The following is a 20,281-nucleotide window of genomic DNA, read 5'->3' on the forward strand; positions in this document are numbered from 1 at the left end:
TTCAATTATAAGTTTGTCAATATTTTTTCTTTACACTATAATGTAGTCATCCTAACTGATTGTCTAGGTTTAAGAATCATTACAAACAAAAAAATCCGGACGAATACTTATAGTTATTTTACTTGAAATACTATTTTAGCACTAAGTTGATAAAATACAAAGTTTTTCTCTGAGGTGATCAAATGAAAGCTTGCGGTTTAGTAGTCGAATATAACCCTTTTCATAATGGACATGTTTTACATGCAAGAGAAAGTAGAGAAAAAACAGGGGCAGATGTAGTGGTGGCTGTCATGAGCGGGCCCTTTTTACAGCGCGGCGAGCCCGCTATCGTCAGCAAGTGGACCCGTGCCGAAATGGCCTTGAATGGCGGCATAGATCTTGTCATTGAACTTCCCTATGCTTTCGCGACACAGAAGGCGGAGATATTTGCAAAAGGATCTATTTCCCTTTTGGAATCCCTTGGCTGTGACTCCTTTTGCTTCGGAAGCGAAGATGGCCGAATTGAACCATTCATCACCGCACACAGAATTCTTTCGGATAATTCCGATGAATTCAATACTGCAATTAAATCGGCTATGGATGCCGGTAATAGTTATCCGGCCAGTGCTGCCCAGGCTTATCGTTCGATCATCAATGATGAGGCGGCATTGGATTTGACGAAGCCAAATAATATTCTTGGAAAGGAATATGTAAGTGCTGCCCTATCAAATGGCTACTCCATTCGCCCTTATACGATTCAAAGGGTCGCTGCCGGATACCATGAAACAAAGTTGTCCAAAGACCCTATTGCCAGCGCAACGGGGATACGTAAAGCCATTCATGAACACAGGGAATTAAATCCTATTTCCAGTTATATTCCTCAGCCGACAATGAATGGTCTTGAGCAATATTTAACGCGCTACCAAGCCTTGCATGACTGGGAAATGTATTGGTCCCTTTTGAAATACCGAATCCTTTCTTCCTCTTTAATCGAATTGGCAGGGATATACGAAATCGAGGAAGGCATAGAACACCGAATAAAGGAGATGGCCAAACAATCTTCGAGCTTTTCTGGATTCATGGCAGATCTGAAGACAAAACGCTACACATGGACACGACTACAGCGGATGTGCGTCCACATACTGACCCATACATTAAAAGAACAGATGATTCACAATGAACAACCAGCCTATATCAGACTTCTTGGCATGAATGGCCGGGGACAAGAATACCTTAGCAATGTAAAAAAAGGCTTACCCCTCCCGCTCATCTCTAAACTTTCGTCCTATCAGAAGCAGGACATCGATACGGACTTGCAAGCGGCACAGGTGTATGCACTTGGCTTGTCCGAACCGTATCAGGCTGCCTTGATGAAACGGGAATATGAATCCCCCATCATTTTCAAATGAAGAAAGGTTTAAGCTTGGCCCTTCCATCCTTAATAGTAAAAAAAAGCGCAAACAGTAGTTGACTGCCTGCGCTTTTTTTCATTTTTCCTTTCCTTTCAGCTTCGTTAAATAGGCTATTGCATCATCGAAGTTGTCAACCGGTACGATCTTCATATCCGTGTCGATATCCTTTGCTGCAATGAGTGCATCTTCATAATTCGAACCTGCTGCTCCGTTTTCATTTGGGGCAAAGAATATTTCCGCTCCAGATTTATCGGCTGCAACTATTTTCTGTTGAATTCCGCCAATTGGACCGACTGTCCCATCATCAGACATCGTTCCCGTACCCGCTATGTCATAGCCACTTGTAAGATCGCCTTTTGTTAATTGATTATAAATCTCCAATGAAAACATTAAACCAGCCGAAGGACCGCCTATTTGTTCTGAATCTATGGCAATCGCCGGTTTTGTGATCACTTTTCGATTGTCATCCAGCGAAATGCCTATTCCGACCCTATTTGGGTCATTTTTAAAAGGCTGCAATGAAAGAACGGCCGTTTTCTCCGTCTCTTCCCGCTTATACACTATTTTCACTTCATCTCCAGCCTTTTTTCCGTTAATGTAGTCCATGAATTCCTGTGCAGACTTGAATTTAACGTCATCGACCTGTATGATTTGATCGCCCGCTTTCAGTTCTTTAGATGCCGGCATTCCTTTTAGCACGTCCAAAACATATACACCCAGGTACTCGTAATCGACTTCTTTCCCTGCTTTTTCATATGCGATCTGAATGGCATTATTTTTAGAACCATCCATTAAGTGCAGCTGCCTGATATTATATTCTTCATCTGTTTCATCTTCGCTTCGAATGGAGGTTTCCGGATAAAGCTCCTGATATTTGCTCCATTTCGCCAGCATATAGGAATATATATTCGCCCGGCCCATCCTTACAGTGGTTAACATAAAGCTTCCTTTTGCTTCATCTCCTCCGGATACCTCAATGATTGGCTCCAATTCTTTAGCCATTCCTGGTTTTGATACATAAAAAGGTAGGGAATAAAGGGCTGATGCTATGAGAAGTATAGCCACCACCAGGAAAGTGCGTACATATATTTTACGGCTCATCTTCAAAGGACTCCTTCCAAGTAACAATACACTGCTTAATTTGATCTATCTTTCCTCTTGCAGCTTCTTCTCCAATACTAATTATTTCCTGAACGTTTGTAAATGATTTAGAGCTGTATTTCTCAACCCTGGGGCGTATCATGACGTCTGAAGCAAACTCCCTGCTTTTAACAAGTTCCATTTGCAGGATATCGAGGCTTTGCATGATGACATCATAGATGGAGTTTATCTCCATATCCTGTTTCACGTGGGCTACATCCACACCAATTATGATGTCTGCTCCCATATCCTTCACGACTGAAACAGGAACCCTGTCAACAACGCCGCCATCAACAAGCAGTCTGTTTCCGATTTTTTCGGGAATGAAAATGCCGGGAATGGAAATGCTTGCCCTTACAGCCGGTGCGATTGGGCCTTCCTGAAAAATGACTTTTTCCCCAGTTTTTATATCAGTGGCGACGACCGCCACAGGAATATCAAGTTCTTCAAATTTCTTGCCATATGTAAATACCCTGATTAAATCCTTTGTCCGTTTACCCGAAATGAAGCCCATTTTAGGTATGGTGAAGTCTAAATAATACTTTCGCTTAAATGCACGGGACAACTTATACAGCCTCTCGATATCCGAACCCGCTCCATAAAAGGCTGCAACCATAGCTCCCATGCTGCTTCCAGCAATCATATCTATCGGAATGCCTTCTTGCTGTAATACCTTTATCACGCCAATATGTGCAAACCCCCTAGCTCCTCCTGACCCAAGTGCAAGCCCGACTTTTGGTTTCGACAAAGATATCCCTCCCGCTATAACTAGTTCAAAATATTGAAATAACACTCATTCAAAGTTATGGTCTTAAACGGATTTATAGAAGCATATTATTTATATTGACAGTGAAACAAGCATGGCAGATATAAACTATGCCAGCCAATAAAGTGCAGGGTTTCATTGAAATTCCATTGTGAGGAACATCCTCATTTATACATGACGGAACAATCCACATTTCATCATGCGCTTACTTTTCGAGAAAAGGAAGTTCATATTTTATTATATACGAAACGAACTGCCCTTATTTAGTAACCTTCAAGAGGAGGCTGAATTTTGCTAAAATCAAAATCTAAAACAGTACTGTTAGCTACCTCCGTCACGATGATGGCAGTTGGCTTGATCATCTTCCCCCAAGAATCCTTTGAAGCTTCCAAAGGCGGACTCAATATTTGGTGGACAATTGTGTTTCCTTCGCTTTTACCTTTCTTGATTTTCTCGGAGTTATTAATCAGTTTTGGGGTTGTCAGGTTCATTGGTGTCATGCTAGAACCATTTATGCGTCCCTTATTCCGTGTACCAGGAGTGGGCGGTTTCGTTTGGGCGATGGGACTTGCATCAGGATTTCCAGCTGGAGCGAAATTCACCGTGAGGCTTCGTCAGGAAGAACAATTGACCCGCATTGAAGCCGAAAGACTCGTTTGTTTTACTAATTCATCTAATCCCTTGTTCCTGTTCGTTGCCGTTGCCGTAGGGTTTTTCCACAATCCTCATTTAGGGATCATCCTTGCACTTTCCCACTACCTAGGAAATTTTTGCGTAGGCATCATCATGCGTTTTTACCGTTGGAAAGAAGAAAAATCGCATACTAAAGTAATGACCAAGCTCCCCTCCATAAGACAAGCTTTTAGCCAAATGCATCGAACCAGAATAAAAGAAACAAGACCATTTGGCAGTTTACTTGGAGATGCGGTACTCTCATCCATCCAAACCCTATTAATGATCGGGGGATTCATCATTCTCTTTTCGGTGGTGAACAAGCTTTTATTTCACATGAACATTACCGGATTGCTAGCATCGTGGGTCGGAGGAATTTTACATATTTTTAATTTCCCGGATTCCTTAAGCCTCCCCTTCATATCAGGCATGTTTGAAATGACTCTTGGTTCAAAATTAACCAGTACGGTCGAAGATGCGACACTCTTTCAGCAAACTGTGATGACTAGTTTCATCTTAGCTTTCAACGGTTTTAGCATTCAAGCGCAGGTTGCCAGCATCATAGCCGCAACAGACATTCGTTTCACTCCCTTTTTTCTTGCTAGGATAGCACATGGCCTTTTGGCATCCATTATTACCATCTTGCTTTGGGAGCCATTCTATAAAGGCAAGATGTACAGCGGCAGCCCGTTAAACGCATTCCCAGTCAGCGGATCCGGTGAACACGTGAATTCCCTATATCAGAACATGCTTGATTTCGGCCCCATTTTAACACTCTTGTTCTTGATCCTATACATCATCATATTTACCAAAAGGCTATTCAAAGGCCTTTCTTAAACCGAAAAAAAGAGCATTGCGCGTAGGCAATGCTCTTTTTTCTATCCTTTCAGTTCCTCGTACTTTTTGGCCAGGGCTTTCTGGACGACGTTTGGCACTAGTTCGGAGATATCTCCGCCATACTTCGCTACCTCTTTCACGATACTTGAACTCAAGAAAGAATATTGATTTTTCGTCATGATAAAGAATGACTCTATTTTATTGTTTAGGAATCGGTTCATCGAGGTTCCCTGCATTTCGTATTCAAAGTCGGAAGTCGCCCTCAATCCCCTGATAATGGCATTCGCGGAAACGCTTTCAGCATAGTCGACCGTCAATCCCTGATAGAAATCCACTTTAACATTCGGCATATGGGCAGTCGCCTCAGTAATCAATTCCAGTCTCTCCTCCACTGTAAAAAGTGAATTTTTCGCTGAATTGTTCACGATGACCACATATACCTCATCAAAAACATTCGCTCCCCTTTGAATGATATCAAGATGACCAAATGTTATTGGATCAAAACTCCCCGGACAAATCGCTATTTTGGACATTCATAGTTCCCCCTGTTCGTGTACATTTCCCCATTGATAAATCGTAACGGCAATGACGCCATAAACTTCTTTTCTCTTAACGGTAAAGTCACCAACTTTTTCTGGCAATGTAACATCATGGCCATGCTCACAAACAATGTATCCCATATCGTTCAGCAATCGGTATTTATGTATTTCTTCAAGAATCTCGACTAGCTTTTGTTTCTTATAAGGTGGATCAAGAAAAATCAATTCAAAAGTCATTTCCCTTTTCACCAAAGCCTTCAGTGCACGCTCTGAATCATTTTTATAAACTTCTGCACGGTCTGAAAACTTGCATAGTTCCAAATTGGCCTTAACCGTTTGATTTGCTTTAAAATCCCGGTCGACAAATATGGCTTTATCCATGCCTCTGCTTAACGCTTCAATTCCCAGTCCACCGCTCCCGGCAAACAAGTCGAGGACCAGCCCTCCTTCGAAATAAGGACCAATCATATTGAAAATGGATTCCTTGACTTTATCAGTAGTCGGCCGGGTTCCTGTACCCGGTACAGCCTTAAGTGGTCTTCCTTTGCAAATTCCGGAAACGACCCTCATAATCCTCACCACATTTTATGACAAATTTCTGTTACTTTCCTATCCTAACATATTAGAAAAAGCTAGCCAATATTTAAACCCATTTGGCTTCATTTCCAAGATGAAAATCAACGTATCATTTTGGACCATGGATTCTTTTTATAAATCTTTTACATTTTGAATAATAATGTGGTTTTTGGCAATAATGTGAATAACAACATTCCTTTTTAGGTGTTGTTGCCAACCGCGGAGAAGGCTTACGTTTCCCCATAAGCTCTTCCTCCGGTTTCTCCTCTCCCTTTGCCTTCTGGTCCTTAGTTAGACATAGAAGGACCCTGCATATTTTTGCAGGGCTTTTTTTTGTTAAATCTCTGATATCTAAGTGTCTTTGTCATGCTTCATCTATGAAGTTGTCCTTCTCTTTTATGAGGGATAATGATAAAGTAATGAATAATAAGTTAGTTAGGAGAGGTTTAATTGATTCAACGTTTTATTGAAATTGGACAAGGATATTCCGATATATATGAGTTGCTGGAAGTAGGACGCAATCAGAAACATCGAGTTGCAAGGCTTTTGTCCATGCATACTACTATAAATGATAAAAAGGTAACGTCATTGGTAATCGTCATGCACCCAACGGATCCCGGGAAATTCCAGCCGCTTTACATTTGCCGCGAAGGTATACCGAACCCTCATGCCACCAAAAACAAACGCTATGAGCTTTTTGAGAGCTTGGCGGAGGAACTGGATAGACCGATTATTGAAATCGACGTGAAACCTTCGGTGCTCTTTGCAGAAATCGAGTTGTACTACCAACACTTAATCGGCATTTTGCGAATGAATAGATATCTGCCCCCATTAGGTTGAGAAATGTTGATGCCCTGAAATGAAAAAGGCTGACTCCGCATGAGTCAGCTTTTTTTAAATTCCCATTTTATAATCATATTCTTTCGCTTTATCCGGTTTGGAGTTTTCGAACTCCACCTTCAAAAAAGGCTTGTAAGAAAGGTCCACTTTTTTAACGAACGAATAATTATTCAGCTTTTCCACTAGTGGCTCCACTTCATCCATATTCGTATAAAGCACCACATATTTCAACTTTTTTGAAACATAATGGATATTTCCAAATTTCCTAAGCATTTTGGCTTGTTTTAATGTATGTAAATAGACGATGATTCCCTGTCTCGCTCCAAGCATATCAATAACTCCCTTTTATAAAGGTTTTAACTAAGTGTAGCATAGCAGAATCTTTACTTTCAACCAAGAAAAAAGATTATAAACGAAATTCTCTCACTATTATGAATATATACACTGTGAAGGGAGCCTAACAAACGATGGATTTAAACCAAATTTGGCATCAATTTATTGATCATCTATTAGATAATGATGAAATTACCCAAGCTTCGATAAAAAAGTTCACAGGTATACCATTTTTATATATCCATTATCAACCGGCTCAAAATAATAATAGTAAGCTTTCTTTTTTAATAAAAAAAGCCGCAAGCCTTTCAATGCGTGGCAAGCAGCTTCATTGTGAAACCATTTTCGTACGGCAGGAAGAACATTTATATGTATTCCGGCACCGTTTTTATGTGCCGCAGCAAAAGATGTTTTGCTGCGGCAACCTATGTCCGGATTGTATTTTATATCGCAGTTAATCCCTTTGTCACGTATCCGGAATATAAATAACAAGAAAATCTTTATACATTCATCGGTTCATTGAACAATGTCTCGACGAAGGTTCCTTACATGACACAGCCACCGAACTCCGTAGTAATTTCGAATTTCGATGGCTGCATTCAATATACCGGCCTATTGTTCACAATATGGCCATTACCTTAAGCAGAGCATCCGCAGCTTCCGCCGGTTCCGCAGCTTCCCGTTGAACATCCACCGGATGAAACAAAAAATGGATTCCCCGCTGGAGTTTTGACCTGTTCAGAAACCGCTCGGCCAATCCTTCCGCTTATTTCATCAAGAACGGATTGCAATTCGGTCTCAGCCCGCTTAAACTCAGCAACGGCAGGATGCATATCCATGTCTCGTTTAGCTTGCCTGGTTTCTAAATTGATGCGTTTATAATCCGGATGATATTTACCGAACCTTTGAACATCTTCAAATAGATCCTTTAGCGAAGTAAACTTGGAAATTTTCCGCTGGGCCTCTTTGTCGCTTTGTAATTTATATAAACTAAGGAGGTATTCTTCCCCTATTTCAGAATGAAGGATCATTTCAGCTAATCCATCAGCCTGTTGTAAAATGTCGATGATTTCCATAGTAGCAAGCATTAACAAGCTCACCTCCACAACCATTTTACCATTTCTCCCTGTTAGATGCTAATGGTTTGATTAAATCGAGGAAGTGATATGTACCTCAATCTCTTTTTGCAGCCCCGTTTTTTCACCTGAACCATTCAAAATCTCCAGCTTGATTTTATGCTTGCCATTCGGGACTTCCTTTAAGATAAATGCTGCCGTTTTCATATCGACCTTCTTTTGATTATCAATAAATACGGACACAGTTGCCAACTGTTCTGGATTTGATTCAGAAAAACCATAGTTTTTCAAGTAGCACTCTACATAGACAGAGTTGCCTTTTACAAAAGTTTTTACCCGAAAGTCCTCATCTGAATTTCGGATGCCCGATACAGTGGTGGCAGCTTTAAGTGCAGAAACACTCTGCATGGCTACTCCTGAATTCTCAGGTTCCGGTATTTTCTTCCCACAACCCGACGCTGCCATCAACACTGTTAGAGCCAATATCAACTTTCTCATTCCATCGTCCCCCTTTTGCCTTTATTGTTCGCCAAAAGGAGTAAATTACTCTTTTTTTCTTCATTCACCTGAAACATTCATCGCTTGAAACATATGAAGCATCATGGAGGCGACCTGAACGCTTTCCGAAAATTTAGAGACCCGATGCGGAATCGACTTTTCAAAATAATATTTCGCCTCGGTTTCAAACACATCCACTTCATGGGGATTACGCATTAACCTTCTGTACCATCCAGGCTGAACCCTCAAGTAATTTCGCATATCTTCGTTTGTTTGGATGAATTCATATATATTCTGACGCATGAAAAACCCTCCTTAATCTTTTGTGAATAAAAAAGGGTTAGCTCTCTGCTCTTTTTCTTTTGGGGGAGGACTTGTATCACCTGATTTATTCCCTTGGAAAGCAGATAGCACTCCTTGGATTGCACCGATAGCCTGATTGGCATTCGTAATATATTGTTGAATCTGCCCCATATCCATATTTTTAACTGCACTCATTAACGAACCGATCAACTCAGTGCTTTGGTCCCCCTTTTCGTCCGGCGGTGATGGGGATTCTGTATTCACTTTGGTCTCACCCACACTGCCTTCAGCCTGCCAGCGTGGATGATCATCCCCGAGTAAATACCACTCTTCAAAAAGTTCCTGCCATGTTGCTTGTTTGCTTCTCACTTCATTCACTAAATGAGGATGCTCCTTTACAAACTCCCGAAATCGATCCACGGAGGGCCGTTTTCTTTTTGCCATTACTCTCACCTCACACTTAGACATCGCCTATTGCACCATATGCTAAAGGTAAATAAAAAGTGCATCACATTCCATTTTAAATCCAATTGGATGTTCCAAAGCAAAAAAGGATGTATTTTCATGCGCGTGAATGTGATTTAATCAAAGACATCCAGAACCTGCCTGAAGCTGCAGATGAAATAGAGTTATCTGATTCATCGGGAATTGTTTCAGGGTTAAAAGCCAAAGTAGAGCAAGGGAACCGCTCTTATTTTTCAATCCCGCTGCAATTAAATAAGGATGTAAGCGAACAGGGGACGACACTCACGATGGCCATGCCTTACACACCTCTTGATTGAACATGACTCATGAAGGCATGATGGCCACCTTCCGTTACTGCGGATATCCAAGTTCGTTACGTAATACCTTCCATTGCCGTTTGCGTGCAAATGAGGGAAGGTCCAGCGCGAGGATGGATGGGGAACTTTGCGCTATATCCAGAACAAGAAAACGGACCCAAATCGGATCCGTTTTTTTTATCTCTTTATGAAATTCTGAGTGTAATACTTTTTATATACCCCGACGCCCAGACCTGTAAATTCCTCGTTCAGCATCGCATCCCGATGACCTTTGCTATTTAGCCAGCCTTCCATGACTGCAGCTGCGTCCACATAATTAGCCGCTATATTTTCACCTGCTGCCCTGTATTTTACATGACCTGCATCGAGACGCTTTTCCAAATCCCCATTTGTTTCAGAAACATGGGTTCCTTCAGGTGTGTCTGTCATTTCACGGCTATGAAGGTAGGCAACCCTTGCTGTTGGAGCATCCCATTCTAAAGGCTCCAAATCAAACCGGCTGCGCATTATATTCGTAATATCGAATATTTGCTGCTCATTGCCATCTTCCACTTTCGCCATGTCTTCCTCAGAAAGATCCTTAATTGTCACAAGCTCACCATGATAGGTCAACTCATACGGCTGTTGTTTCAATAGGGCCGAATCATTCAAAAATCGGATGCTTGAAACAGTCCCTGTGAATTTATCCAAATAAAGCTGAACATTGATATTCCCTAAATCAATCAACGGTCTCATGTTCATGTCTTCCTCCGACAATTCGAAACGATAGGAACTGTCACCCACTTCAATATCAACAGTAGGTTCCACATATAAGCTGGAATAGATGGCATCAATCGATTGTCCAATTTTAAAAGGAGCGACATTGACCTCATCACCGATCCCATAAGCAGATACCACTTTTTCATTTTCAACGGCTAATTGAAAATAATTATTATAATTCTTTTTATATACCCACCATTCATATCCATATGCGGACATATCAATTCGATCTGGCTTACCGTATTCCTTTTCTATCTCTTTTGCATTTTTCCCGATTGTTACTGCCAGACCTTCTGTCACTTTAGTAACCCCTTCCTTTTCAGAGGAAGGGCTTTTTTCATTTATATGTCCATTGGGGTTAACACCTTTGTTACCATCAATAAGAGGGTTCCCTTCATCTTCATCGCCGATATTAAGATAAATACCGATTACGAAAAAAATAACGATCAACACCAACACCTTACCTAAATTGCGCAGAGGAACACTCCCTCTCTCTATCTAATTTATGTATCCAATGCAAAAAACCTTTCTTTCCTGATTATATCACTGTTCAATCATAATTTTCTAATTTACGATAGACTACCCCTTCATTAAATTTATTTTAAAAATGGAACTTTTGTGAATGATTGAAATACCATGGTTGAGTTCATTGCAACTTCCACCATTTCGTACTATTATAAAATATAGGATAAAATGGTATATTATAAACATACTTGGAGATTTTTAATATATTCATGTACATAATATTTTCCCGGTATGTCATTTTAATTCCCAATAGTAAACATAGGAGGTACTACTCGTGAAATTTGAAAGCTTTGGAATCGAAAACATCACAGCCGACTTAAACCGATTAGATGACCTAATGCCGCAATATGGTTTAATACGTGCAGAACAATGGGATTACGAAAGAGTCAGTTACGATCGTAAGTTCGAATTAAAAGAAGGCACGTTTTACCTGAGAATACTTGGCTATGCTACAGAGGGCGATGTAGGCTCTCACAGGGCCGTCATTAAACTTATGGTCCCTCTATTAGGAAAACACTATTATCCACACGGAGTTGAATATGGAGAAGGAGAGGATTTCCCTGCATCACTAGTTAAACAAAGTGAAAAAATCCTCTCTCAAATCAAAGAAGAACTTACACAATTCAACGGCCTGTAAAAGCCGCAAGTTAAAAGTGAGGTACAAAGAGAGAGGATCATGTGTGATGCTCTCTTTTTTCGTATCCATTACAAAAGCCTGATGCTTTTTTGCACCAGGCTTTTTCGTTATTTTAAAATCCTAGGATCGCCTTTATTAAAGATGTTGTTTCGCCGCCATGATAAATGACATAAAGCAGGATGTAAACAGCTACACCTGTAATCCCAGTGAAAAACCAAATGATGCTGGTAGCAGGTCCGATTTTTTTATGAATGGCGAATTTACCTTTAAAACCAGTGGTAAGCATGATGATCCCCAAAACTGCTCCAGTTGTCGCAAGCGTTATATGGAAGATCAAAAAAATTGTATAATAAATTTTAATGTCATCGGGTCCGCCAAATGACGTACTGCCAATGAAGACCGTCCGGGAAAGATATATAGTGAAAAAGATTACCGCAAAAACCGCAGCTGCCATCATGGTTTTTTTATGGGTCTCGATTTTGCGTTGTTTAATTTGATACCAGCCTATTGCAACAGTGATTGCACTTAATACAATGAAAGCTGTACTTATCGTTGGAAGGATTGGTAAAGACATATGTATTGTAGTCCTCTCTATATTTATTAATCAACTACCATTTTATAAGAGGCAATCATAAAATTCAATAAAATCAAGGATTATTAACAGAATGCTCACTTTTATAGAATAGCCAAGTCGAATCACTGGCTATTTGCTTTAAATCAAAAAACAGGCAAGGCAGATAAAAGACTTGTCCGTCCCAAGACAAGTCTTTTATCGTACAATTATTCTACAGTCTGAAAATCCGAAGGTATCGGATCGATATCATTTTGGCCGCCATTCTCCTTTTTGAACCAAGCAAAGAAAATGACACCTAATACATAGCCTAAAACAATTTCTTGGATTACCTTCATCAGAACCCCACCAAGCTGTTGATCCTCAAGCAATGGCAGTCCATTGAACATTTCCGGGCCACTGAGCGTTAAGCCGGACAGTGCTGAAGCCGGAACGCAAAGCTCCATGGCACTCGCCCAAGATTCCGCATTGGTGAATGTATCATACATCGGATCATTAGCAAAAATGATCAAAGCGCAAGCAGGGGTCATTAGAATGCCACTGCCGAAAATATAAGCTACTTTTTTCACACCTGATAGACTTTCACGTTCCGGAAGTTGATTGACAAGCGGGAACCACATCAAAACAGCAGTGGTAAATAAAAGGACCGTGTATCCGGCATGAAGCCACATCCCCGTTTTGATAAAGTCGAACACTAACGGGATATGGTACAACGAGAAAAGAACATTAAACAGTAAAAGGGCGACAAGAGGTTTCGTGAAAAATTGAAATAACTGCTTCACTCCCCTTGAGTTTATGAAAGTTCTCATAAGCCAATCTGGAATCGCTATGATAAATAAAGGCGGAATCACGAGATAGAGCAGTGCCATTTGAAACATGTGCGCACTGAACATGATATGACTCAATAAATCCAGTGGCGATCCTTTTACTGCATATAGAAGGAACATGGCTATCAAAAAATAAGTTGCCTGTTTAACGGATAGGACTGAACTGCCCGAAAACTTCTCCCTTTTTTTTGTCACCAGCCAAAAATAGCCAACGGTTATAAGTACGAGGACGGCAAAATAATAAGGACTCCACAAAGCGCGAAATCCGAAAATATCAATAGACAAAAAAATCACCTCGTTCATAAACTTTTTCTTACTTTCATTATACCTAAAATGAAACATGGTAACAAATATAGATAAACTTGGATTCTTTTTCTAGCTAATCAACACATAAAGAAAACCGGCTATCATTCAATAGCCGATTTCCTTTATGGTTTATAACCAAACAATCGTTGTGAACACAAGGACAGTTATCAAGCCGACTGCAAGGCCCGAAAATAAGAACAATGCAATGGTGCCATGCCCTTTATGCTTCATATGCATGAAATAATACAATTGGAAAATCACCTGTACAACTGCCAGCAGCAAAATGACTGGTTTAATGAACCAATGTGAAAAACCCTCGATTCCTACAGCAGCAAAAGCAAGTAATGTAAAGAAAATCATAAGTGTAAATGATATCACTTGGTGTTTCATCTCTTCAGCATTTTTCTTACGGCGATATTTTAAATCGACATTCGGGTTCGCTGAATTTGATTGTTCATTCGCCATCAGTTATCCCACCATTCCCATTAAGTATACGACAGTAAAGATAAACACCCAGACTACGTCAATGAAATGCCAATAAAGACTCGCGACATAAAATTTAGGAGCGTTATATAAATTCAAGCCCCTTCTTGCATTACGAACCATAAGAGATATGATCCAAACCAGACCGAAAGCAACGTGTCCTCCATGAAAACCAACTAACGTATAAAACGCGGAGCCGAATGCACTGCTCGTAAATGTATGATGGAATTCATGAACATAGTGATTAAATTCATAAATCTCGAGACCTAGAAAAGCAAAGCCGAGTGCAACTGTAATCACAAGCCATGCTTGCATTTGTTTAAAATGGTTATTTTTCATATGGTACATCGCATATACACTGGTTAATGAACTGGTCAATAAAAGCATGGTTGCTACAAAAGTCAGCGGTAATTCGAATAAGTCTTTAGCTAGGGCTGCATCACCATTTGGAACTTTATCCTTCAATGCAAGGTAAGTTGCAAAAAGTGAGGCGAATAGTACCGTCTCTCCACCAAGAAACAACCAGAATCCCAAATACTTATTTTTACCTTCTAAAGTCGCTTTCTCGGGAGATGCAGGCCAAGTGGCATCCGTGAATCTTTCATCTGCTTGCATTATGCCTTACCTCCCTTGTCTTTATTGTCCATAAGGTCTTCTTTATGAATGTGGTATCCATGATCGTCTTTAACGGAACGGATAAGCATTGAACCGAATGTGATCAAAAGTCCAACAATAATTATTGGCAGGGTCCATGTCTTATCATCCATATTATATAAAGCACCGAATGCGGCAACAAATAAACCCAAGGCAATCGTTAAAGGTAGTATGGATGAATTCGGCATATGGATATCCCCCAGTGGTTCTGCAGGAGTCATTTCCTTTTTCCCTTCCATTTTTTCAACCCAGTAAGGATCTAATCCGCGGACAAGCGGAAGTTGTTTGAAATTATAAAACGGCGGTGGTGATGGGATGGCCCATTCCAGCGTACGGCCGTCTCCCCATGGATCATTGCCGACCTTCTCATTCTTCACGGATGTAATGATTATATTGATGACCATAACCAAGACCCCAAATGCCATTAAGAAGGCTCCAACTGTACTAATCATATTACCTGTATTAAGACCTTGATCGTCCAAGAATGTAAATACGCGACGAGGCATCCCCATCAAACCTAAGAAATGTTGAATGAAGAATGTTAAATGGAAACCGATCAAGAACGTCCAAAATGTGATTTGTCCCAATTTTTCACTTAACATCGTTCCAAACATTTTCGGCCAATAAAAATTGATTCCAGCCAGTAAACCCAATACAACCCCACCAACGATTACATAGTGGAAATGGGCAACAACGAAATAACTATCATGGTATTGATAATCAGCTGGTGCTGATGCGAGCATGATACCTGTCACGCCACCCATGGTAAATGTAGGGATAAAGGCAACTGCATAAAGCATCGGTACCGTGAACTTGACGCTTCCGCCCCACATCGTAAAAATCCAGTTGAATATCTTAATACCTGTCGGCACTGCAATAGCCATGGTAGCCACGGCAAAAATCGCATTCGCGATAGGTCCCAAACCAGTCGTAAACATGTGATGCGCCCAAACCATGAAACCTAAGAAACCGATTAAAACGGTTGCAAATACCATCGATGAATATCCGAATAATCTTTTTCTTGAGAATGTAGCGAAAATTTCGGAAAAAATACCGAAAGCTGGAAGAATCAGGATATATACTTCCGGGTGACCGAATATCCAGAATAAATGCTCCCAAATGATCGTATTCCCTCCCGCTGCTACATCAAAGAAATTCGAGCCGAACATCCTGTCGAACATCATTAACACCAATCCTACGGTAAGCGGAGGAAAAGCGAATAATATCAATGCGGAAACAACGAAAGTTGACCATGTGAACAGCGGCATACGCATATATGTCATACCAGGCGTACGCATATTAATAATGGTTACAAGGAAATTGATCCCCGCAATTAATGTTCCCAATCCTGATATCTGTAATCCCAGGACGTAAAAATCAATACCATGGCCTTCGGAATGCAGGGAAAGTGATGCATATGATGTCCAGCCTGCATCAGGAGCCCCCCCTAAAAACCAAGAAAGATTCAAAAAGACTCCTCCAAAGAAAAACAACCAAAAACCTAACGAGTTCAAAAATGGGAACGCGACATCACGTGCCCCTATCTGTAAGGGTACAACCGCATTCATTACAGCAAACACCAATGGCATGGCTGCCAGAAATATCATAGTTGTACCGTGCATGGTCAATATTTCATTATAAAATCCGGCACTTACGAAATCATTATTTGGGATTGCAAGCTGGATACGGATAAACATCGCTTCCAAACCGCCGATTACAAAGAATAATCCGCCAGAGATAAGATATAAAATGGCGATTTTCTTATGGTCCACCGTCGTCAGATAATCCCAAAGCGTAGCGCCAAATCCTTTTTTATTAGCGTACGTACTCACGATTTAACCTCCTTAATCAATGTTCTATTTGTCTTCCACCTTAAGCTCTAATAGATAAGCTGCCAGTGCATTAATATCTGAATCCGAAAGTTCGCCGTAAGTACCGGTCATCGTGTTGCCCGGTTTATACTTCTCAGGATCCTTGATCCATTTTTTCACATTCTCTTCCGTATGATCCAATACGCCAGCCACTTTTTGGCGTTCACCGAATGTAGCGAGATTCGGAGCCTGACGAGCAGCTTCAGGCCTGCTGTCATTTGGTGTCACCGCATGGCAGCCTATACAACTTTGATTAAAGACATCTTCACCCTGTTTGGCTAGATCACCTTCAACGACAGGTTCCTTCGCGGCTTTCATATCTTTAGTCCAAGCTTCAAAATCGCTTTTGGACTTCGGTACGACCTTAAAATCCATCAAAGCATGTGAAGGACCGCAAAGTTCAGCACATTTTCCGTAAAACAAGTTGTTTGAATCTTCAGCCTTTTTACTATCGAATTCTAAGAAAAACTGATTGACCCCTTCTGTATTGGTATCCATCTTTCCTCCGACAGACGGTACCCAGAATGAATGCTTAACATCTGAAGCAGTTAGATTGAAATACACTTTTTGATCGGTTGGCACAACCAAATCCTGACTTGTTACAACGCCAAGGTCCGGATATTCAAACTCCCACCAATAAAGGTTCGCCCTGACATTCACGACAAGTGCATCCTTTGTTTTTCCATCCTTATCTTTCTTATCCATTGCCTTTGTGTCGGCTAAGTCGAAAGTCGTGACGACGGTTGGAACAGCCAGAACAATTAAAAGAAGGATAGGAATAACAGTCCAGATAATTTCGAGTTTATGACTTCCTTCAATTTGTTTCGGTATTGTTTCGTCGCCTTCCTTCCGACGGAAGCGTAGTAAAACTACAACGAACAAAATAATCACAACAATAATAACCAGTACCATGATTAGTGTACTCAATATCAGTAAGTCATACTGAGATTGCGCAACATCGCCAGCTGGCTTCAGCGCGGATAGAAATGGTTCGCCGCAGCCCGAAAGGACAAGTCCTACAATACCCAGCAGAGCAATTAGGCGCCATTTGTGCAGCCTTTTTTTCATAGCTTCAGAAACCCCTCTTTCGTCAAAATTTTCTCACAAAAATAAAAATGGGCGCAATTGCGAATATTCTCTCTATGTCAATTTCTAAAAAGAAAGAATCCCTAAACTAAGGAATTATTAAGATGATCCATGTAACCGCTCTTATGTATGACCCCGTTGGTTCCGTTAATATGTATGAGTCGCGGTCAGTGCAATATATATCAGTAAGCTGGAGCCTGTAAAAGAACAGGCCGCCAGCTTATTTTAACCAAAACTAGATGAGAGTGACAATAACCATCGCTACAAATAAAATGGTCATATAATTTAAAGAATATACAAACATGGATGTTGCCCATTTAACATCATCTTTCTTTTTATACCCCTTAATTCCCAAAATAAGCCACCCCGTACTCAATAATGCAGCAAGAATAACTAGCGGTGTTCCTAATGGAGTTAAAAAGAAAGGTACAAACATTAAACAGACGATCCATAGCATGATCGACCTTTTTGCGGCCTTGAAGCCTTTTACGACCGGAAGCATAGGTACCCCGGCTGCACGATATTCTTCGACACGCCTCATTGCTAGAGCATAAAAATGAGGCGGCTGCCACAAGAACATGATCGCGAACAGGACCCAGGCGATCTTATCAAGGCCCGGGTCGACTGCAGCCCACCCGATAAGTGGAGGCACGGCTCCGGATATACTGCCTATAATCGTATTCGATACAAATCTACGCTTGAAAACCATGGTATATAAAACAACATAGGCGAAGACGCCGAATGCACCTAGTATGGCAGTTGTCATATTAGTCAATGCAAGTAAAATCAGCCCTGCAGCAATTAAGCCGAAACTTAACGCCAATACCTTTGAAGGCTGTACTTTTCCAGTTACCGTTGGACGGTTTTTCGTTCTTTCCATTAAATGATCGATATCTCGGTCATAATAATTATTGAAACTGCAAGATCCAGCCATAATGAGCGCCGAACCTGCAAGTGTATAAAACACTACATCTAGATTGTTTAAGAAGCTAAGCCCCGAAAAATGAAGAGCTAACCACACGCCGGTAAAAGCTGTAATTATATTTGAATTGACAATCCCCACTTTTATAAGTGCGAGAAAATCCTTCCAAGCTGTTGTTTCAGGTATATCCGATTGAAGGGCGGCTTTACTGTCCTCCATGACAGCTTCTGACAAACCCCTTGTTTCTGACATTTGTTTTCCTCCTTTAAATCATTCAGCACAGACGCAAATGCAAAAAAATACTTACATATGCTATAGAACATTATTTCATACTTTTCGATATTTGTAACCAAGGAAGCGTAAACAAAAAGTAAATTATTTACCAATGACCGTTGTCAATGGAATCCATCGAGAGCTATCATTCTTAATATCATGCTTAATAACAGTAAAATTTAGTAAAATCATTTCTTCAATATATTAAAACACATTTTTGGAAGCTTTTGTGAAAATTTTTCGGATAATTTTTGACCAATTTGTGTCTCAATAATTTACTGCTGTTAATTAGATGTTCATCAAGAACATGAATAGTATGCTGTTATCATCATCCCCTAGGCTCTATCCCTATTTTGCTCCTACTTGAAGGTTTACACTCCCTTTATTTCTATCAAAGTCTTTTGCAACTTTCAACTATTTCAGGCATTTTAATTAATAGCTATAATATAAACTGAACTTGTAAAATCATTCTATTTTGTGTAATATCGAGGAAGTTCGACAAATATTATGAAAAACCTTATGCTATTATTAATTTTAAGAACAATCCTATTTGCTACAGAGAAAAAGGTGGGACTACTAGTGAAATCGTCTCTTAAATGGTTTGCTGTTTTAACAACGATTGTAATGCTTTTCATCTTACTTGGTGGAGCTTTAGTCACGAAGACGGATTCCGGCATGGGTTGCGGCAGGTCCTGGCCATTGTGCAATGGCCAATTGATCCCGGACAAAATCACGATTGAATTGGTCATTGAGCTTTCCCATCGGCTCGTTTCAGGTGCTGGAGGATTCTTGGTTTTAATTTTATCGTATATGTCTTGGAAAAAAATCGGTCATATTCGTGAAGCGCGTTTCTTATCCGTCCTTTCTTTTGGTTTTCTGTTACTGCAAGGGTTGATTGGAGCCGCTGCCGTCATTTGGTCACAATCCGATTTCGTCCTTGCCCTTCATTTTGGCATATCGCTCATTTCCTTTGCTTCCGTCTTTTTACTGACATTGTTGATTTTTGAAGTAGACAAGAAGTTCGAAGCCGAAAAACTTATAGTTGACAAACGTATGAAATTCCATATTATCGGCGTATTGATTTTTTGTCTGGCAGTCGTCTATACGGGTGCTCTTGTAAGGCATACAGAATCCAGTCTTATCTGTAAGGATTGGCCTTTATGTGTAAATGACAGCGCTGCACTCCCCTCCAACCTTTATGAATGGATTCAAATGGGGCACCGTGCAATGGCAGGCGCTATTTTCATTTGGGTATCATATGTGGCTTATATCGCCAAAAAACATTATAAAAATCAAAAAGTTTTATATGGCGGTTGGATTGCTGCATTCATTCTCGTATTTTTACAGGTTACCGCTGGAGCCTTTATCATTTTCTCAAGGCAAAACTTATATATCGCATTGACACACGCGTTGTTCATTGCCTGCTTTTTTGGTGTAATGAGCTATTTGATGCTATTGACATCAAGAAGTAAAAAAAATGCCCTAGCTCAGCAAAAAGGGAACTCCACGCACGCAGTCAAAGGGCAGGATGAACAGGATATAACACCAACGGTACCCGCCCGTTAATGTCTGATTGTTCAATCAAATTCAAATAGACAAAACAAAAACCACCAT

The 20,281-nt window shown here is 40.5% G+C and carries 24 protein-coding genes; 7 read left to right on the forward strand and 17 right to left on the reverse strand.

Annotation, left to right across the window (positions count from 1 at the left end; translation table 11 throughout):
• The first annotated feature begins 182 nt into the window (after nucleotides 1-182).
• Nucleotides 183-1,388 (forward strand): nucleotidyltransferase, encoded by a 1,206-nt coding sequence (locus ACYP5M_RS21855; protein ID WP_459735514.1) that lies wholly within the window; start codon nucleotides 183-185, stop codon nucleotides 1,386-1,388.
• A gap of 78 nt (nucleotides 1,389-1,466) precedes the next feature.
• Here ACYP5M_RS21855 and ACYP5M_RS21860 read toward each other — a convergent pair whose 3' ends face one another.
• Both ACYP5M_RS21860 and ACYP5M_RS21865 read right to left on the reverse strand, forming a co-directional pair.
• Nucleotides 1,467-2,492, reverse strand: a complete 1,026-nt coding sequence (locus ACYP5M_RS21860) for a SepM family pheromone-processing serine protease (RefSeq protein WP_459735515.1) — start codon at nucleotides 2,490-2,492, stop codon at nucleotides 1,467-1,469.
• Entirely contained in the window at nucleotides 2,482-3,279 is a 798-nt protein-coding gene (locus ACYP5M_RS21865; RefSeq protein WP_101224567.1) for a patatin-like phospholipase family protein, read from the reverse strand. The genes ACYP5M_RS21860 and ACYP5M_RS21865 overlap by 11 nt, the downstream gene beginning before the upstream one ends.
• A gap of 309 nt (nucleotides 3,280-3,588) precedes the next feature.
• On the opposite strand from ACYP5M_RS21865, the gene ylbJ reads away from it, so the two are divergent.
• Entirely contained in the window at nucleotides 3,589-4,806 is a 1,218-nt protein-coding gene (gene ylbJ, locus ACYP5M_RS21870; protein WP_459735516.1) for a sporulation integral membrane protein YlbJ, read from the forward strand.
• A 41-nt stretch (nucleotides 4,807-4,847) separates the two neighbouring features.
• Here ylbJ and coaD read toward each other — a convergent pair whose 3' ends face one another.
• Nucleotides 4,848-5,339, reverse strand: coding sequence for a pantetheine-phosphate adenylyltransferase (gene coaD, locus ACYP5M_RS21875; RefSeq protein ID WP_098865200.1), 492 nt, complete (start codon nucleotides 5,337-5,339; stop codon nucleotides 4,848-4,850).
• The gene (gene rsmD / locus ACYP5M_RS21880) at nucleotides 5,340-5,915 is read right to left on the reverse strand and encodes a 16S rRNA (guanine(966)-N(2))-methyltransferase RsmD (RefSeq protein WP_034313946.1); all 576 of its coding nucleotides are present in this window, start codon (nucleotides 5,913-5,915) and stop codon (nucleotides 5,340-5,342) included.
• A 456-nt stretch (nucleotides 5,916-6,371) separates the two neighbouring features.
• On the opposite strand from rsmD, the gene ACYP5M_RS21885 reads away from it, so the two are divergent.
• Entirely contained in the window at nucleotides 6,372-6,761 is a 390-nt protein-coding gene (locus tag ACYP5M_RS21885) for a DUF7147 family protein (RefSeq protein WP_434169030.1), read from the forward strand.
• A gap of 54 nt (nucleotides 6,762-6,815) precedes the next feature.
• Here the strand turns inward: ACYP5M_RS21885 and ACYP5M_RS21890 are convergent, their stop codons facing one another.
• On the reverse strand, nucleotides 6,816-7,091 hold the full coding sequence (locus ACYP5M_RS21890) for a YlbG family protein (protein ID WP_048684554.1): 276 nt from the start codon (nucleotides 7,089-7,091) through the stop codon (nucleotides 6,816-6,818).
• A 137-nt stretch (nucleotides 7,092-7,228) separates the two neighbouring features.
• On the opposite strand from ACYP5M_RS21890, the gene ACYP5M_RS21895 reads away from it, so the two are divergent.
• Nucleotides 7,229-7,552 (forward strand): hypothetical protein, encoded by a 324-nt coding sequence (locus tag ACYP5M_RS21895; RefSeq protein WP_459735517.1) that lies wholly within the window; start codon nucleotides 7,229-7,231, stop codon nucleotides 7,550-7,552.
• Between the two features lie 180 nt (nucleotides 7,553-7,732).
• Here the strand turns inward: ACYP5M_RS21895 and ACYP5M_RS21900 are convergent, their stop codons facing one another.
• Genes ACYP5M_RS21900 through ACYP5M_RS21915 form a run of 4 tightly spaced genes read right to left on the reverse strand, consistent with a single transcriptional unit; the run spans nucleotide 7,733 to nucleotide 9,415 of the window.
• Nucleotides 7,733-8,182: a YlbF/YmcA family competence regulator gene (locus ACYP5M_RS21900; RefSeq protein ID WP_063232132.1), complete on the reverse strand. Its 450-nt coding sequence runs from the start codon at nucleotides 8,180-8,182 to the stop codon at nucleotides 7,733-7,735.
• Between the two features lie 60 nt (nucleotides 8,183-8,242).
• Nucleotides 8,243-8,668, reverse strand: coding sequence for a hypothetical protein (locus ACYP5M_RS21905; protein ID WP_459735518.1), 426 nt, complete (start codon nucleotides 8,666-8,668; stop codon nucleotides 8,243-8,245).
• A 60-nt stretch (nucleotides 8,669-8,728) separates the two neighbouring features.
• Nucleotides 8,729-8,971, reverse strand: coding sequence for a YlbE-like family protein (locus tag ACYP5M_RS21910; RefSeq protein ID WP_101224562.1), 243 nt, complete (start codon nucleotides 8,969-8,971; stop codon nucleotides 8,729-8,731).
• 12 nt (nucleotides 8,972-8,983) lie between these two features.
• Nucleotides 8,984-9,415, reverse strand: coding sequence for a YlbD family protein (locus ACYP5M_RS21915; RefSeq protein WP_230177569.1), 432 nt, complete (start codon nucleotides 9,413-9,415; stop codon nucleotides 8,984-8,986).
• 110 nt (nucleotides 9,416-9,525) lie between these two features.
• Between ACYP5M_RS21915 and ACYP5M_RS21920 the strand changes: the two genes are divergently transcribed.
• Nucleotides 9,526-9,753, forward strand: coding sequence for a hypothetical protein (locus tag ACYP5M_RS21920; RefSeq protein ID WP_459735519.1), 228 nt, complete (start codon nucleotides 9,526-9,528; stop codon nucleotides 9,751-9,753).
• A 177-nt stretch (nucleotides 9,754-9,930) separates the two neighbouring features.
• Here the strand turns inward: ACYP5M_RS21920 and ACYP5M_RS21925 are convergent, their stop codons facing one another.
• The gene (locus ACYP5M_RS21925; protein WP_434169027.1) at nucleotides 9,931-10,965 is read right to left on the reverse strand and encodes a CAP domain-containing protein; all 1,035 of its coding nucleotides are present in this window, start codon (nucleotides 10,963-10,965) and stop codon (nucleotides 9,931-9,933) included.
• A 346-nt stretch (nucleotides 10,966-11,311) separates the two neighbouring features.
• Between ACYP5M_RS21925 and ACYP5M_RS21930 the strand changes: the two genes are divergently transcribed.
• On the forward strand, nucleotides 11,312-11,674 hold the full coding sequence (locus ACYP5M_RS21930) for a YugN family protein (protein ID WP_101224559.1): 363 nt from the start codon (nucleotides 11,312-11,314) through the stop codon (nucleotides 11,672-11,674).
• A 112-nt stretch (nucleotides 11,675-11,786) separates the two neighbouring features.
• On the opposite strand, the gene ACYP5M_RS21935 is transcribed toward ACYP5M_RS21930, so the two are convergent.
• From ACYP5M_RS21935 to cyoE, 7 genes are all read right to left on the reverse strand, one after another.
• Nucleotides 11,787-12,248, reverse strand: a complete 462-nt coding sequence (locus tag ACYP5M_RS21935; RefSeq protein ID WP_057278459.1) for a DUF420 domain-containing protein — start codon at nucleotides 12,246-12,248, stop codon at nucleotides 11,787-11,789.
• A 206-nt stretch (nucleotides 12,249-12,454) separates the two neighbouring features.
• Nucleotides 12,455-13,366: a cytochrome c oxidase assembly factor CtaG gene (gene ctaG / locus ACYP5M_RS21940; RefSeq protein WP_459735543.1), complete on the reverse strand. Its 912-nt coding sequence runs from the start codon at nucleotides 13,364-13,366 to the stop codon at nucleotides 12,455-12,457.
• Nucleotides 13,367-13,507: 141 nt separating this feature from the next.
• Nucleotides 13,508-13,843, reverse strand: coding sequence for a cytochrome c oxidase subunit IVB (gene ctaF, locus ACYP5M_RS21945; RefSeq protein WP_048684534.1), 336 nt, complete (start codon nucleotides 13,841-13,843; stop codon nucleotides 13,508-13,510).
• A 3-nt stretch (nucleotides 13,844-13,846) separates the two neighbouring features.
• Entirely contained in the window at nucleotides 13,847-14,476 is a 630-nt protein-coding gene (locus ACYP5M_RS21950; RefSeq protein ID WP_101224556.1) for a cytochrome (ubi)quinol oxidase subunit III, read from the reverse strand.
• Nucleotides 14,476-16,347: a cytochrome c oxidase subunit I gene (ctaD, locus tag ACYP5M_RS21955; protein ID WP_101224555.1), complete on the reverse strand. Its 1,872-nt coding sequence runs from the start codon at nucleotides 16,345-16,347 to the stop codon at nucleotides 14,476-14,478. Before ctaD ends, ACYP5M_RS21950 begins: the two co-directional genes overlap by 1 nt.
• Before the next feature lie 24 nt (nucleotides 16,348-16,371).
• A complete protein-coding gene (gene coxB / locus ACYP5M_RS21960) occupies nucleotides 16,372-17,454 on the reverse strand; it encodes a cytochrome c oxidase subunit II (RefSeq protein WP_402941705.1) in 1,083 nt (360 codons plus the stop codon).
• A gap of 253 nt (nucleotides 17,455-17,707) precedes the next feature.
• Nucleotides 17,708-18,646, reverse strand: coding sequence for a heme o synthase (gene cyoE, locus ACYP5M_RS21965; protein ID WP_101224553.1), 939 nt, complete (start codon nucleotides 18,644-18,646; stop codon nucleotides 17,708-17,710).
• Nucleotides 18,647-19,246: 600 nt separating this feature from the next.
• Between cyoE and ACYP5M_RS21970 the strand changes: the two genes are divergently transcribed.
• Nucleotides 19,247-20,233 carry a COX15/CtaA family protein gene (locus ACYP5M_RS21970; RefSeq protein WP_427574016.1) on the forward strand — a complete coding sequence of 329 codons (987 nt, stop codon included), beginning with the start codon at nucleotides 19,247-19,249 and terminating at the stop codon, nucleotides 20,231-20,233.
• Nucleotides 20,234-20,281: the final 48 nt, after the last annotated feature.

Source organism: Peribacillus sp. N1, from assembly GCF_054600815.1.

Excerpts from the sequence above, each read along its gene's own strand:
- ACYP5M_RS21855 (WP_459735514.1), top strand. The coding sequence starts at position 183 with ATGAAAGCTTGCGGTTTAGTAGTCGAATATAACCCTTTTCATAATGGA.
- ACYP5M_RS21860 (WP_459735515.1), bottom strand. The coding sequence starts at position 2,492 with ATGAGCCGTAAAATATATGTACGCACTTTCCTGGTGGTGGCTATACTT.
- coaD (WP_098865200.1), bottom strand. The coding sequence starts at position 5,339 with ATGTCCAAAATAGCGATTTGTCCGGGGAGTTTTGATCCAATAACATTT.
- rsmD (WP_034313946.1), bottom strand. The coding sequence starts at position 5,915 with ATGAGGGTCGTTTCCGGAATTTGCAAAGGAAGACCACTTAAGGCTGTA.
- ACYP5M_RS21890 (WP_048684554.1), bottom strand. The coding sequence starts at position 7,091 with ATGCTTGGAGCGAGACAGGGAATCATCGTCTATTTACATACATTAAAA.
- ACYP5M_RS21895 (WP_459735517.1), top strand. The coding sequence starts at position 7,229 with ATGGATTTAAACCAAATTTGGCATCAATTTATTGATCATCTATTAGAT.
- ACYP5M_RS21900 (WP_063232132.1), bottom strand. The coding sequence starts at position 8,182 with ATGCTTGCTACTATGGAAATCATCGACATTTTACAACAGGCTGATGGA.
- ACYP5M_RS21905 (WP_459735518.1), bottom strand. The coding sequence starts at position 8,668 with ATGAGAAAGTTGATATTGGCTCTAACAGTGTTGATGGCAGCGTCGGGT.
- ACYP5M_RS21910 (WP_101224562.1), bottom strand. The coding sequence starts at position 8,971 with ATGCGTCAGAATATATATGAATTCATCCAAACAAACGAAGATATGCGA.
- ACYP5M_RS21915 (WP_230177569.1), bottom strand. The coding sequence starts at position 9,415 with ATGGCAAAAAGAAAACGGCCCTCCGTGGATCGATTTCGGGAGTTTGTA.
- ACYP5M_RS21920 (WP_459735519.1), top strand. The coding sequence starts at position 9,526 with ATGTATTTTCATGCGCGTGAATGTGATTTAATCAAAGACATCCAGAAC.
- ACYP5M_RS21935 (WP_057278459.1), bottom strand. The coding sequence starts at position 12,248 with ATGTCTTTACCAATCCTTCCAACGATAAGTACAGCTTTCATTGTATTA.
- ctaF (WP_048684534.1), bottom strand. The coding sequence starts at position 13,843 with ATGGCGAATGAACAATCAAATTCAGCGAACCCGAATGTCGATTTAAAA.
- ACYP5M_RS21950 (WP_101224556.1), bottom strand. The coding sequence starts at position 14,476 with ATGCAAGCAGATGAAAGATTCACGGATGCCACTTGGCCTGCATCTCCC.
- coxB (WP_402941705.1), bottom strand. The coding sequence starts at position 17,454 with ATGAAAAAAAGGCTGCACAAATGGCGCCTAATTGCTCTGCTGGGTATT.
- cyoE (WP_101224553.1), bottom strand. The coding sequence starts at position 18,646 with ATGTCAGAAACAAGGGGTTTGTCAGAAGCTGTCATGGAGGACAGTAAA.